The sequence below is a fragment of the Kaistella polysaccharea genome (assembly GCF_020410745.1).
In the GTDB taxonomy this organism is placed as follows: Bacteria; Bacteroidota; Bacteroidia; order Flavobacteriales; family Weeksellaceae; genus Kaistella; species Kaistella polysaccharea.
In genome coordinates this window covers 958015-972458 of record NZ_CP084528.1, presented here as the reverse complement: position 1 = coordinate 972458, position 14444 = coordinate 958015, and the positions used below count along the sequence as shown (strand labels likewise).

General features: G+C 37.1%; 15 protein-coding genes. 14 read left to right on the top strand and 1 reads right to left on the bottom strand.

Annotated elements, in window-relative coordinates; genetic code table 11:
* The first annotated feature begins 90 nt into the window (after positions 1–90).
* From prfB to gcvP, 14 genes are all read left to right on the top strand, one after another.
* Positions 91–1203 (top strand): peptide chain release factor 2, encoded by a 1113-nt coding sequence (prfB, locus tag LC814_RS04360; RefSeq protein WP_226065146.1) that lies wholly within the window; start codon positions 91–93, stop codon positions 1201–1203.
* Positions 1204–1243: 40 nt separating this feature from the next.
* Positions 1244–2212 (top strand): sterol desaturase family protein, encoded by a 969-nt coding sequence (locus LC814_RS04355; protein WP_226065144.1) that lies wholly within the window; start codon positions 1244–1246, stop codon positions 2210–2212.
* A gap of 73 nt (positions 2213–2285) precedes the next feature.
* Positions 2286–2981 carry a DedA family protein gene (locus tag LC814_RS04350; protein WP_226065142.1) on the top strand — a complete coding sequence of 232 codons (696 nt, stop codon included), beginning with the start codon at positions 2286–2288 and terminating at the stop codon, positions 2979–2981.
* Between the two features lie 134 nt (positions 2982–3115).
* Complete coding sequence (locus LC814_RS04345) at positions 3116–3445, top strand: ArsR/SmtB family transcription factor (RefSeq protein ID WP_226065140.1); 330 nt, start codon at positions 3116–3118, stop codon at positions 3443–3445.
* Between the two features lie 127 nt (positions 3446–3572).
* On the top strand, positions 3573–4406 hold the full coding sequence (locus LC814_RS04340; protein WP_226065138.1) for an arsenite methyltransferase: 834 nt from the start codon (positions 3573–3575) through the stop codon (positions 4404–4406).
* Between the two features lie 243 nt (positions 4407–4649).
* The gene (gene tpx / locus LC814_RS04335; RefSeq protein WP_226065136.1) at positions 4650–5147 is read left to right on the top strand and encodes a thiol peroxidase; all 498 of its coding nucleotides are present in this window, start codon (positions 4650–4652) and stop codon (positions 5145–5147) included.
* Between the two features lie 93 nt (positions 5148–5240).
* Positions 5241–6452 (top strand): DUF763 domain-containing protein, encoded by a 1212-nt coding sequence (locus LC814_RS04330; protein WP_226065134.1) that lies wholly within the window; start codon positions 5241–5243, stop codon positions 6450–6452.
* Between the two features lie 98 nt (positions 6453–6550).
* Positions 6551–6964 (top strand): SRPBCC domain-containing protein, encoded by a 414-nt coding sequence (locus LC814_RS04325; RefSeq protein WP_226065132.1) that lies wholly within the window; start codon positions 6551–6553, stop codon positions 6962–6964.
* Between the two features lie 65 nt (positions 6965–7029).
* Complete coding sequence (locus LC814_RS04320; protein WP_226065131.1) at positions 7030–7443, top strand: SRPBCC domain-containing protein; 414 nt, start codon at positions 7030–7032, stop codon at positions 7441–7443.
* A gap of 35 nt (positions 7444–7478) precedes the next feature.
* A complete protein-coding gene (locus LC814_RS04315) occupies positions 7479–8342 on the top strand; it encodes a VOC family protein (RefSeq protein ID WP_226065130.1) in 864 nt (287 codons plus the stop codon).
* Between the two features lie 80 nt (positions 8343–8422).
* Positions 8423–8863: an SRPBCC family protein gene (locus LC814_RS04310; RefSeq protein WP_226065129.1), complete on the top strand. Its 441-nt coding sequence runs from the start codon at positions 8423–8425 to the stop codon at positions 8861–8863.
* On the top strand, positions 8864–9328 hold the full coding sequence (locus tag LC814_RS04305; protein WP_226065128.1) for a DoxX family protein: 465 nt from the start codon (positions 8864–8866) through the stop codon (positions 9326–9328).
* Between the two features lie 86 nt (positions 9329–9414).
* Positions 9415–10056, top strand: a complete 642-nt coding sequence (locus tag LC814_RS04300; RefSeq protein WP_226065127.1) for a DnaJ domain-containing protein — start codon at positions 9415–9417, stop codon at positions 10054–10056.
* A gap of 326 nt (positions 10057–10382) precedes the next feature.
* Positions 10383–13241, top strand: coding sequence for an aminomethyl-transferring glycine dehydrogenase (gcvP, locus tag LC814_RS04295; RefSeq protein WP_226065126.1), 2859 nt, complete (start codon positions 10383–10385; stop codon positions 13239–13241).
* Between the two features lie 97 nt (positions 13242–13338).
* Here gcvP and LC814_RS04290 read toward each other — a convergent pair whose 3' ends face one another.
* Positions 13339–14436, bottom strand: a complete 1098-nt coding sequence (locus LC814_RS04290; protein ID WP_226065125.1) for a hypothetical protein — start codon at positions 14434–14436, stop codon at positions 13339–13341.
* Between the last annotated feature and the right edge of the window lie 8 nt (positions 14437–14444).

The window sequence follows — 14444 nt, the reverse complement described above, 5'->3', positions numbered from 1 at the left end:
CGTGTCTTACTTTTTAAAATATAGGATCATTAGCAACAACCTTTAAAATTTTCCTTTAAAAAATATTACTTTTGTTAAAATTAATATTTAGTGATCAACAGCGACCAAATAAAAGATACGCAAGCCAGAATAGCAGATTTGTATAAATACCTGCAAATTGACCGTAAGCAAATCGAAATTTCTAATGACGAAGAGAAAACGGTATCACCCGAATTTTGGGATAATCCGAAAGAGGCGGAAATATTTATGAAGCAATTGAGGTCCAAGAAAAAGTGGGTCAATGATTACGAAGAAATATTCACCCGTTTTGAAGATATTCAGGTTTTGCTGGAATTTGCCAAAGAAGATGCAGATTCTGCCCAGGAATTAGATGAAGCCTTTCCCGTACTTATTCAAAAAATAGAAGATCTGGAATTTAAAAATATGCTTTCCAATGAAGGTGATGAACTTTCGGCTGTGCTTCAGATCACGGCGGGCGCTGGCGGTACAGAAAGTTGCGACTGGGCTTCCATGTTGATGCGAATGTACACCATGTGGGCAGAAAATCAAGGTTACAAGATACGTGAACTTAATTATCAGGATGGCGAGGTTGCGGGTATTAAAACCGTAACTTTAGAAATTGATGGAGAGTTTGCTTTCGGATATCTGCGCGGTGAAAACGGTGTGCACCGATTGGTGAGGATTTCCCCTTTCGACTCAAATGCGAAACGCCATACTAGCTTTGTGTCGGTTTACGTTTATCCTTTGGTGGACGATACGATTGAAATCAATATTAATCCTGCTGATATTTCTTTTGAAACCATGCGTTCCAGTGGAGCAGGTGGGCAGAATGTAAACAAGGTAGAAACTGCAGTTCGTCTTCGTCACGCGCCGACCGGAATTATTATTGAAAATTCCGAATCGCGTTCCCAACTTCAAAATAAAGAAAAAGCGATGCAATTGTTGAAATCCCGCCTCTATGAAATGGAACTTGAAGAACGCATGAAAGCCCGAACAGAAATTGAAGCCGGTAAAATGAAAATCGAGTGGGGAAGTCAAATCCGTAATTATGTGATGCATCCCTATAAATTGGTTAAAGACGTGCGGTCAGGGCACGAAACTTCAGATGTTGACGGTGTAATGAACGGTAATTTAACGCCATTTCTAAAAGCTTTTTTGATGGCCGATGGTACCGCGGTTTCAGAGGACGATTTTGACCTGTAAGTTTTATTGAAAGTTTAATATTTAAAATAATATTCCCATTTTGAAAGAGACAATCACTCAATTTTTTAATAATCTTGGTTTGTTTAGTCCGTTAGACTTTACAGATCCGGTTACTTATTTTGTTCCTGGATTTATACTTTTGATTTTGGGTGAAACATTTTTATATCAAATTCCTCAAAAATTATTTACCAAGAAATTGGTAAAAGATGAACTTTCCAGTGTTGGATTGGGTGTGGGCGCAGTATTTTTGGATTTTGGGATGAAAGCCATTTCGCTGTCTTACTTTTTCTGGATTTACAATCATTTACGGTTAACCGATATTTTTGGAATTGAGAATTTTTCAGAATTTTTCACTTTAAAATGGCACCTGGAACATTGGTGGTTATGGCTTTTGGTTTTAATAGTTCAGGATTTTGGGTTTTATTGGCACCATCGTTTGAGCCATAAAATTCGGCTTCTTTGGACAGGACATGTGAATCACCATTCTGCGACGCACCTCAGTTTTGCCATTGCTTTGCGACAAGGTTGGTTTGAAATTATATACCGCGATATCTGGTATATTCCGCTTATTTTGGTGGGTTTTCACCCGATTATGATTGCGATGATGCATCAATTTAATTTAATTTTTCAGTTTTGGCCGCATACCAACGCAATCGGAAAACTTGGTTGGTTCGATAAAGTTTTCAATTCGCCGTCCAATCACCGCGTTCATCATTCTAGAAAAATTGAAGATTTAGACAAAAATTATGCTGGAATATTGATGATTTGGGATCATCTTTTTGGAACGTACAAAGCTGAAAATGAAAAAATTGAAGAGTACGGAATTCTGCACAATATTCATACGCACAATGTTTTTCACATCGTGTTCGATGAATTTGGGAATTTAATAAAAGATGTGAAATCAGCTCCTAATTTTCGAGCGAAACTAAATTATATTTTCAAAGCTCCCGGGTGGAATCACAGCGGAAAAGATGAGCGTATTGCCACTTTGCAAAAGAATTCAAATTAAATATTGTTAAATGATCTTAAATAATTTTCATTACCGATTTTAATAAAGTATTTTTGTTTTTTTTAGAAAATACATGGAAAATTTTGAAAGTTGGAAGGATTTATTAAATCCTGAATTTTATATAAAGATGGGCGGTTTTTGGCTCATTTTGTTTATTATATTCGCTGAAACAGGCTTGTTTGTTGGGTTTTTTCTTCCAGGCGACAGTTTGCTTTTTGTGTCTGGGATTTACGCCGTCGATATTATTAAAGAAACTTTCGGTTCTACAGGAAGCGATTTTTTAGATACCACCATTTTGGCAACTGCTGTTTCTATTGCAGCCATTATCGGCAACGAAGTCGGCTATTGGTTCGGAGTGAAAGCCGGTCCTGCACTATACAAAAAAGAAGATACCTTCCTTTTCAAGAAGAAATACCTTTTTCAGGCGCATGATTTTTTCGAGGAACATGGTGCTTTAGCTGTGATTATGGCAAGATTTTTACCTATCGTAAGAACATTTACGCCCATCGTTGCAGGAATTGTGAAAATGGATAAAACCCGTTTTTTGATCGATAATGTGATTGGTGCAGTTTTGTGGTCTTTTTCCCTAATATTTGCGGGACACTATTTAGACGCGTTGTTTATGAATCAGTTTGGGATTGATTTAAAATCACACCTGGAAATGATTATCATTATTATTGTGTTGATGACTACATTGCCTATTCTTTTGAAATTTTTCTTTGGAAAAAAGAAAGAAGTGGTTGACGAGGAAATTGATACTCACGGATAAAATATAATTTTTGTAAGATATAGAACAGCATTCGAAAGGATGCTGTTTTTTGTTTGAGTTAATTTCAAATTTTTATCAGAATTATTTAAATTATTAAAGTTTTAATCGTAATATTGCAATATACAAATTACAACATGGGAGCGACTAAAACTGAGCACTTTTCCGAAGCACAAAATGAAATTGCAATCATTGCAAAAGCTTTGGGTCATCCGGCCAGAATTGCAATTTTAGAACATCTTTTAAAAGTGAATGAATGTATTTGTGGGGATATTGTGGCAGAACTTCCTTTGGCGCAACCTACCGTTTCTCAACATTTAAAAGAGATGAAGAATGCAGGAATCATCAAAGGTAATATCGACGGAAATTCGGTGTGTTACTGCATCGATGAAAAAACCATCGAAAAACTCCAGCTTTATTTTCAACAGATTTCCACCCAACTAACCGAGCGAAACACTTGTTGCTAATTGTATCAACTATCAATGAACTCAAAACTCCAACTTCAGACTTCCATCTCCAGACTTCCAACTTCAGACTTCCAACTTCCAACTTCAGACTTCTAACTTCCAACCTCTAACCTCTAACTTCTAACCCATGACTACCAACGAAGAAATCAAAGAAATGGTAAAGCAAAAATACAGTGAAATTGCTTTACAAGACCAGGAAACCAACGCCTCATCATGCTGCGAAAGTGGCGGTTGCAGTACCGAAGTGTATAACGTAATGAGTGATGAATACAATCATTTAGAAGGATATAACGCAGATGCAGATTTAAAGTTAGGCTGCGGCCTACCTACCGAATTTGCAAAAATAAAACCCGGAAATACCGTGGTCGATTTGGGAAGTGGCGCTGGAAATGACTGTTTTGTTGCAAGACATGAAACGGGCGAAACCGGAAAAGTAATCGGCATTGATTTTACACCGGCGATGATTGACAAAGCCAGAAACAATGCAGATAAGCTCAATTATAATAATGTAGAATTCCGTTTAGGCGACATTGAAAATATTCCGACCATGAGCAATATTGCGGATGTTGTGGTGAGCAATTGTGTCATGAATTTGGTTCCCGACAAACCAAAAGCGTTCAGTGAAGTTCACCGAATTTTGAAAGTGGGCGGACATTTCAGTATTTCAGATATTGTTCTGACGGGTGACCTTCCGGAGAAAATTAAAAATGCGGCGGAAATGTACGCGGGTTGCGTGGCGAGTGCTATTCGGAAATATGATTATCTGGATATTATTAAAAATTCCGGTTTCAAAAATATTACGATTCAGAAAGAAAAACCGATTATTATTCCTAATGATATTTTAAAAAACTATCTGACCGAACCAGAAATCGAAGTTTACAATTCCACCAAAAATATCATTTTCAGTATTACTGTTTATGGCGAAAAACGAGACGAATGTTGTGGCCCGTCTTGTTGTTAAAAACCACTTTTTCTATTACAGAATTCCATTCAGAAATTTTTTAAAAAGATCTTCTGAACGGAATTTTTTTGTGACTTACTCTGCAGTTTTCTGCCAGAATTTCATCCAAATTTTGAAGCGGCTTTTTTTAAAATATCATCTAAAATAATTTTCAATACAGTTGAATTAAGAATTATTTAACTTTCATAATTCCTCATTTGATTAAAGATTCAGTAAATTTGAGTTAATTAAATTATTAAAATTATGGCAGATATTACATTACACGACAGCCCTGTGCATACCGTTGGAAACTTACCCGAAGTAGGAAGTACCATTAAAAACTTCAAATTAATCAATAGTCAATTAAAGGAGAAAACTAACGAAGATTACGCTTCCACAAGAAAGATCTTCAACATTTTCCCAAGTATTGATACTGCGGTTTGTGCTGCGGCCGCCAGAAAATTCAATGAAAAAGCTGCAGAACTAGAAAATACTGTAGTGATCAATGTTTCTAAAGATTTACCATTTGCCTTAAGTCGTTTTTGCGCCGCAGAAGGCTTGGATAATGTAGAGAGTTTATCAGATTTCCGCGGATCATTTGGCGATGATTATGGCGTAAAAATGGAAGATTCACCAATGCAGGGACTTTTGAGCAGAGCAGTTATCGTAACAGATGAGGCTGGAAAAGTAATTTATACTGAACAAGTTCCAGAAATTGCGCAAGAACCAAATTATGAAGCAGCATTAAATGCTCTAAAATAAACAGTAGAAAAATAAGTTTTAACCTTGTCAGGGAGATTTTCCTGATGAGGTTTTTTGTCTAATCTCAAAATTTGATTTAAGGAAATTCGTAAAATGAAACGGTCAGGATCAGCAGATTTACCACTTCACTACGGCTATGTTCCACAATGGCTTTATGAGCGCATGTCTACACTTGGCTTGTCGGTCGTTGAAGTTTTGCTCAGTGATTATGGTAAAGATGAGGTCATCCGAAGAATGAGTGATCCTTTTTGGTTTCAATGTTTCGGCGCCGTCATGGGAATGGATTGGCATTCTTCCGGTGTCACCACTTCTGTCATGGGAGCTTTGAAAAGAGCCATTAATCCAAATGCAAAATCACTTGGAATTTACATTGCGGGTGGCAAAGGGAAATCATCATTGCAAACGCCGACTGAGCTCCAGAAAATATCTGAAAGTACCGGTTTGAACGGCGTTGAATTAATCCGCGCCAGTAAACTCTCCGCGAAAGTTGATAATACCGCGATGCAAGATGGTTACCAATTATACACTCATAATTTCATGCTGACGGATGAAGGTAAATGGGCCGTGATTCAGCAGGGAATGAATGTAAAAGATAAAACCGCACGCCGCTATCACTGGCATTCAGAAAATTTAAAATCATTTATTGAGGAGCCGCACACGGGAATCGAAGGAATGAACCGCGGACAAATTTTGAATCTCACTGCCCAAGATGCGAAAGAAAATCGCTCCGGTATTCTGGAAATTTCGCACACCAATTCTGAAAAAATAATGTCGGATTTTGCGCGACTGATTTTACCCGCACATCACGATGTCCAAGCTTCTGACGTCGACTTGAAGCGATTAGGCGCTTTATTGTATATGACGAGAGAAACACCACCGGAAAATTTCGAACAATTATTGTTGATGAAAGGAGTTGGGCCCAGAACATTGCAAAGTTTGGCTTTGGTGAGTGAAGTGATTCATGGTGCGCCTTCACGTTTTAAAGATCCAGCACGCTTTTCCTTTGCGCACGGTGGAAAAGACGGTCATCCTTTTTCAGTGCCGCTGAAGGTTTACGATGAAACGATTTCTATTTTACAGAAAGGGATTGAAAAATCGAAACTCGGTAATGCTGACCAGCTGAAATCAGTGGAGAAATTACATCGCATGATGGCAAAAGCTGAGGAGAATTTTGAACCCAATTTTGATATTAATGAAGTCATCGAAGAGGATCGGGCAAATTCCTGGAAATATGGCGGAAAAACAGTTTTTGGTGATGCCGAAAAACCGAACGGTCAAAAGGCAATTCAGCTTTCGCTTTTTTAGAAATGTATAAAAATTATCATTAAAACAGTTTAATGGTAAAAATTTAAAAAGCTTAAAAGTAGGTATCAATTAAATTAAAAAACAAATAAACACAAAATATGGAACCGATCACTATTGAAATAACCATTTTAAAACCTGTTTCCAAGGTTTGGGAATTTTTCACAGAACCCTCGCATATTACCAACTGGAATTTTGCGACCGAAGACTGGTCTTGTCCCACAGCTGAAAACGATTTACGCGTGGGCGGCCATTTTAATTACCGCATGGAGCAAGCCGACGGAGCGTTTGGTTTTGATTATAAGGGAACTTATGAGGAGGTTGTTCCGGAGAAAAAAATTAAATATCATTTAGATGATAACCGAAAGGTTGAAGTTATTTTCGAAGAATTGGATGCTAGTACAACGAAGGTCACCGAAATTTTTGAACCGGATCCTTCGCAGCCCCGCCAGATGCAAACGGAAGGTTGGTATGCGATTCTGGATCGTTTTCATAAGTACGTAGAAAACGATTAACCTTAATTTCTGTTTCGCTTAAGTCGTTTGGAAATTATTCCGTATTTTTATGGAAAATAAGCTATATGGAGCCCATTACTATTAATATTACCATTTTAAAACCTATACAGAAAGTCTGGGATTTTTTTTATCAGCCCAAGCACATTGTGAAGTGGAATTACACCACAACAAATTGGCATTGCCCGAAAGCGGAGATCGATTTTCATGAAGGTGGTCGATTTGATTATCGGTTAGAATATAAAGACAAAACCTTCGGCTATAATTTTTCGGGAATTATTGAAGAAATTAAAGAGTTGGAGTACGTTCGCAGTCAACTTGATGATGGTAGAAAAATCGAAGTTTTCTTCCGTAAAATTGATGAAAATACAACAGAGATTATTGAAGTCTTCGAACCGGAAGTTCAGTATTCAAGGGAAATGCAGCGTGTTGGGTGGTACGCCATTTTAGATCGTTTTCATAAGTACGTAGAGAATCATTAATATTTATTTCTCACTTCGCTAGATATTTTTAAAGAATGACAAATCATATATTTCCCTGTCTTTGGTTCAATGAAGACGGAAAGGCCGCAGCAGATTTCTACTGTGAAACCTTCGGTGGTAAAATTACTGTCGATTCCCAAATGGTACTTAATATTGAATTATTTGGTCAGAAACTCATGTTGCTTGATGCAGGACCGCAGTTCGAAAAAAATGCTTCCATTTCTTTTACTGTTTTGTGTGAGACTGCAGACGAACTGCAAGGCTATTGGAAAAAACTGAGTGCCGACGGATCGGTATTAATGGATCTTGGTGAATATGCATGGTCAAAATTATATGGTTGGGTTCGAGATCAGTTTGGCGTAACCTGGCAGCTTTATTTAAGTGAAAATATTGGTGAACAACGGCTTATTCCTACGCTGATGTTCATCCATCAGAACAACGGAAAAGCTTTGGAGGCCATGAATTTATACACGGGAATTTTCCCGAATTCTAAAATTGGTGGTGTCTTAAAATATGGCGACAATGTCGGAACTGAAACCCACGAAATTCCCGAAAATGTGCAGCACGCAGATTTTGAGATAGATGGGTATACGATGTATTGTATGGACAATTCGCACGATCACGATTTTGACTTTAGTGAAGGAATTTCAATTGTCGTTATGACCGATAATCAGCAGGAAACCGATCATTATTGGAATTCTCTAACTGCAGATGGCGGCAGAGAATCGATGTGTGGCTGGTTAAAAGATAAGTTTGGCGTGAGTTGGCAGATTGTGCCGAAAAAACTCTTGGAATTAATGAATGGTGATGATCAAATGAGAGGAGTGAACGTAATGAAAACCATGATGACAATGCAGAAAATTATCATTGCAGATTTAGAAAAAGCGTACGATTCTTAACCGATCATTATTAAAGTTATTTCAAAGCGGAAAATTTGCTTTCAAAATATTAATTATTGATTCTCTAATATATAAAACCTATGGAAACTTTAGACTACGAAATACACATTAATTCACCAATTCAGGAAGTCTGGAATCTCCTCTGGAATGAAGAAACCTATCCGCAGTGGACTCAATTTTTTCAATCAGGTTCGCAAATGAAATCGGACTGGAAAGTGGGTGGGAAAACTTATTTCACAGATGAAAATGGCGAAGGTATGGTTTCCACTATTGTAAGTTTGGATGAACCGAATGAGGTCATTTTCAGTCATTTAGGAATTGTAAAAAATGGTATTGAAGATACCGAAAGTCGTGATGTAAAGCAGTGGAGCGGTGCAGAAGAAAAATATTTTTTGCGAGCTATAGACGAAAATACTACAGAATTGCGTGCAATCATTCATGCCAACGAAGTATTTCAGGACGCAATGAATACAGGTTTCAACAAAGGTTTTGAGCTTTTGAAAAAAATTGCGGAAAGTTAGATGAAACTACTTTCCATCATCGCAGTTACTTTCGTTCTAAGTTTAGGTATTACTAAAATTATTGAAGGAAATTGGAATTTTCTCTTCTCCGGAAATTTAGCACTTGCTGTTTTTATAATTTTCACGGGATTGGCGCATTTTAAATATCAGAAAGGAATGGCGCTCATGATTCCAGATATCTTTCCCGTAAAAATGTTTTTGGTATATCTTACAGGCATTCTTGAAATCGCCGCAGGAATTGGTTTGCTCTTTCCAGCCTGGCGCGTGACGACTGCAATTCTTTTAATTATTTTTTTAATTCTTGTATTTTTTGCAAATATCAATTCTTCCCGAAAAAATGTAAATTTATTTAAAGGTGACTTTAGCGGTCCCGGAATGGATTATCTTTACAAAGAGCGTTTGCCCATGCAGATCATACTCATTGTCTGGACCTGGTTTTTCGGTATTTATTTGCCCTCGCTTTAAAATAAAGTTGAATCATCCGCCAAAAAAATATAAAAGTTCTATTTTTGCGTACGCATATTAAATGCGGCTCAGCCTTAAAAAACTGAATGAAGAATTATTATTATTTTCTCGGTGTGGAAGAGAATGCCTCTGAAGAAGACATCAAAAAAGCCTACCGTAAATTATCTTTAAAATATCATCCTGATAAAAATCCGGGCGATGACTTTTTTGAAAACCGCTTTCGGGAGATTCAGGAAGCCTACGAAATGCTGAATGATAAAGAAAAGCGGAGGATTTATGACGATAATTTGGGACATCAACAGAGAAGTTACAGACCCAATTTGCCACCCGTTATTAAATCATTTTCCACTAATAAAGTACGCATTCAAAAAGGGGAAGAAATTATCATCAGTTGGCAGACACAAAATGCTGATATTGTTAAAGTATTGCCATTCGGTTTAGAGAAAGGATATGGAGAGAAAGTCATTCGAATCACGGAATTTAAAAATGGTCAGTTTCAGCTTTTGTTGCATGTCACCAATTCACTGTTAAATAAAACTATTGTTCAGGGTATTACGATTACTGAAATCTTTGAAAATAAAAGTGAGGAGTTTCGAAGTGATGTTGAAAATTTATTCAAACCTGAAAAAGAAACGCGACTTAATCCGCAAGGAATGTCGCGCGCAGTAAGAATTATTTTACTCCTCTTATTTCTGGCAATTGCACTAGCTGCAATGTTGCAGAATTAAGAAATCAAAATAGGAGAACCGAAAATCTCTAGACCATTTTAAGTCTACCAGGGCATTTTTTACAGCGTTTTCCTTTCTTAAATTTTTTGCAGCAGTTTTTCTTACCACACATTAATTCTTCCTTTCTACCACCTATCGATAGTAGAGGAGCGATTTTAAAGGGAATAATTTGACCGTTCATGATGCAAATATAAAACTTATTTAGACTAATTCAAAATAATAATTAAAATTAGAAATTCGCAGAACCTGAGAATTATCAATTGGCATGTTGCTCAAATATTCGTATTTTTACAAACCTTTATTTCAGAAAAATCTAGTAAAAATATATGAACACTACACAATTTGTAAACCGGCACATCTCCATGAACAAAGCTGATCAGCAGGCAATGCTAGACCGTATTGGCGTTGCAGATATGGACGAACTCATTGGTCAGACGATTCCGGATAATATTCGCTTGCAAGAAGATCTTTCAATTTCCGAGGCGTTGTCGGAATACGAGATGTTGGCGCACTCCAAAGAATTGGCCGCAAAAAATTTAATGTTTGACAATTATATCGGTTTTGGTTATAACAATACCATATTACCAAGTGTCATCCAACGTAATATTCTCGAAAATCCATCTTGGTACACCGCATACACTCCTTATCAGGCAGAAATTGCACAAGGTCGTTTGGAAGCTTTGTTAAATTTCCAGACCGTGGTTTGTGATTTAACAGGATTTAAATTAGCAAATGCTTCGCTTCTTGATGAATCTACTGCTGCAGCTGAAGCCATGCACATGTTCTTTGAAAGCAGAACAAAAACCCAGAAAAAAGGAAGCGCACAGAAATTTTTTGTATCTGACCTTGTATTTCCTCAAACTGTTGCCGTATTAAAAACGAAAGCAGAAGGTTTAGGGATTGAAGTTGTGGTAGGAAATTACGAAACTGAAAAGCTCGATGAGTCCTATTTTGGAGCTATTCTGCAATATCCCGGAAAAAATGGAATTATCATCGATTATTCGGAAGTGATTCATTCATACAAAAATTTAGAATTGCAGGTGGTTGTAGCTTGTGATCCAATGGCGTTGGTAAAACTGAAATCACCCGCAGATATGGGTGCAGATTGTGCGGTCGGAACTACACAACGTTTTGGAATTCCAATGGGATATGGCGGTCCTCACGCAGCATTTTTCGCTTGTAAAGAGGAATATAAAAGAGATCTTCCAGGTCGTATCATCGGTGTTTCCCAAGATGCATATGGAAAACGTGCTTTGCGAATGGCCTTGCAAACGCGTGAACAACACATTAAAAGAGAAAAGGCAACTTCCAATATTTGCACAGCGCAAGTTTTACTAGCCGTAATGGCAGGAATGTATGCTGTTTATCACGGTCCGAACGGATTGAATTTTATTGCCGAACAGATTCATTTTAAAGCAGTTGCGTTACATAATGGTTTAAAAACTTTAGGATATGACATCGTAGATGAACCTATTTTTGATACCGTAAAATTCAGAATGGAGGAAGCCGAAAAAGCAAAATTAATGCGTTTGATGCTCGATAGAAAAATCAACCTTAATTATTTTTCAGATGGAATTGTAAGTGTTTCTTTAAATGAAACTTCCACAGCTTCTAAAGTTCAATACTTATTTGATGCTTTCTCAGACTTTTTAGGATCTCAAAGTTTTAAATTAAGTTTTAAAGAAGAGGTTCAGATTCCAGAAGAATTTTTAAGAACTGATGCAATTTTGCAGGAAGAAGTATTCAATAAATATCACACAGAAACGGAACTCATGCGTTATATTAAGCGTTTGGAAAAAAAGGATCTTTCCCTGACGCAATCTATGATCTCCTTGGGATCTTGTACCATGAAACTGAACGCTGCAACGCAAATGCTTCCTCTTTCTTGGGCAGAATGGGGAAGTGTACATCCATTTGTGCCAATAGATCAAGCTGGAGGTTACCAAATATTAATTGCAGAATTAGAGAAAGATTTAGCAGAAATTACCGGGTTTGCAGGAACTTCTTTGCAGCCTAACTCAGGAGCACAAGGAGAATATGCAGGATTAATGGTTATTCGGGAATATCATAAATCACGTGGTGAAAGTCATCGAAACATTGTTTTGATTCCGCAGTCCGCGCATGGCACAAATCCAGCCTCCGCGGTGATTGCAGGTATGAAAGTGGTTGTCGTAAAAAATCTTGAAAATGGAGAAATTGATTTTGATGATTTAAAAGCAAAAGCTGAACAACACAGTGATAATTTGTCAGCGGTAATGATTACCTATCCGTCAACTTATGGTTTTTTTGATGATAATATTAAGGAAATTACAGATTTGATTCACCAACATGGTGGCCAAATTTATATGGATGGCGCGAATATGAATGCGCAGGTGGGTTATACTTCGCCCGGAAATATCGGCGCCGATGTATGCCATTTAAATTTACATAAAACATTTGCGATTCCACATGGTGGTGGTGGTCCTGGAGTTGGCCCGATTTGCGTTGCCGAACATTTGGTTAAGTTTTTACCGAGCAATCCAAATATTAAAACAGGTGGTAGCGCGTCTATTGATGCAATTTCTGGCGCACCGTACGGTTCTTCTTTGGTCCTGAATATTTCCTATGCATACATCAAAATGTTGGGTACCGACGGTCTGAAAAAAGCAACCGAATATGCGATTCTTAATGCCAATTATATAAAAGAAGTTTTGGGGGAGCATTTTCCAATTCTTTATTCCAACCGAAAAGGTCGGGTTGCGCATGAGTGTATTGTAGATTTCCGCCAGTTTAAAGCGTTTGGAATTGAAGTTGCTGATGTCGCCAAACGATTGATGGATTACGGTTATCACGCGCCAACAGTGAGTTTTCCTGTGGCTGGAACGTTGATGATCGAACCTACAGAATCTGAAAGTAAAGCTGAGTTAGACCGTTTTGCAGAAGCGCTGATTTCCATTAAAAGAGAAATTGATGAGATTGTAGAAGGGAATGAAGATATGACCAATAATGTGTTGAAAAACGCACCGCATACAGAGCAGATCGTAATTTCTGATTCTTGGGATAAACCTTACAGTCGCGAGAAAGCTGCCTATCCTCTAGATTGGGTTCGCGAGCACAAATTCTTCGCGTCGGTTTCCCGGGTTGACGAAGCGTATGGTGATCGTAATTTGATTTGTACCTGTGCACCAATTGAAAGTTATATGTAACCTATAGTACATTTATTCTTAAAAAAATTCCTGAACAAATGTTCGGGAATTTTTTTTATTTCTGTCACTGTTAATTAATTACGTTCTATCAAATATTTTACATTCCAAAAGTCACGGTATATTTTTTATCAAATTGCCATTTGCCATTTTTCATTTGTGCTGAAATAGTTCCGTCACCCGTTTCATCTGAAAAATCTGTAAAATATACATCGTCATAATTTTTATATTTCTTCATTTTACTGTACTTTTTCGGGAAGAAGTGATCGAGCACATCATCTTTCAAAGGAATTTTTTCTTCTGTATTGTAGACCAAAACTTTTATATTGTTTGTGTTAATTTCCTGAAAGTAAGGACAATCTGTTAAAATTTCCACGAAAGAATACGATGTTTGCCCAGAGCCATGATCCACCAACGTTTCATACATCGAAGTAAAACTTTCACTTCCTGTTTTATAGCGTGGATTTGAATCTTCAAAGTCTGAAATTCCGTCGCCATCCGTGTCCGCTAAATCTGGATTTAGACCGATAAAGTTTTCAAATAAATCATTAAAACCATCTTGATCGGTATCTTTTCTCACCTCGTCTAAATTAATGGTGAATTGTACACCGTCTTTGATGACTTCATATTTTGGCAACATGGGCACTCGAGATAATCGCTGAATATCTACGACACTTCCCTTCATTACAAACTGATTTTCAGCAATAAATTTCTGGTCTTTTCCGTATACTTCGGGAAGATAGATATTTTGGGTTAAGCCTAAAAAATAAGGTTTGTATTCTTCATTTATTTTTTCAATGATCCAAAGTCCATATTTATTTTTGGCCAAAGTGTAGTTTTCCTGTTCAGAAAGAAACTGAAAGTCTGGTAAAACCTGGATGATCTCTTTATACTTATTTTGATATTCAGTACTCGCGAAATAAGTTTTTTCTTTCGCCTGAAGTTCTTCGGTATTTTTCTGATCGTAGTTGAAAGATGTAAATTCTGGCAGCGACGTGATCTTGATATGAGCAGGCATTGTTTTAAGAATATCTTCTTTCGTAGGTACAGCTGCAGGTTTCACCCTTTCATCAAAATTAATTCCTTCGTTGAGAATAAAACATTGGTCTTCCGTAGTTTTGGTAATTTTTTGATCGGTTTTGGATTTATCGTTACAACCGATAAGCAGCATTGCGAAGACTAAATAATAAACTTTCATTCTAAAAA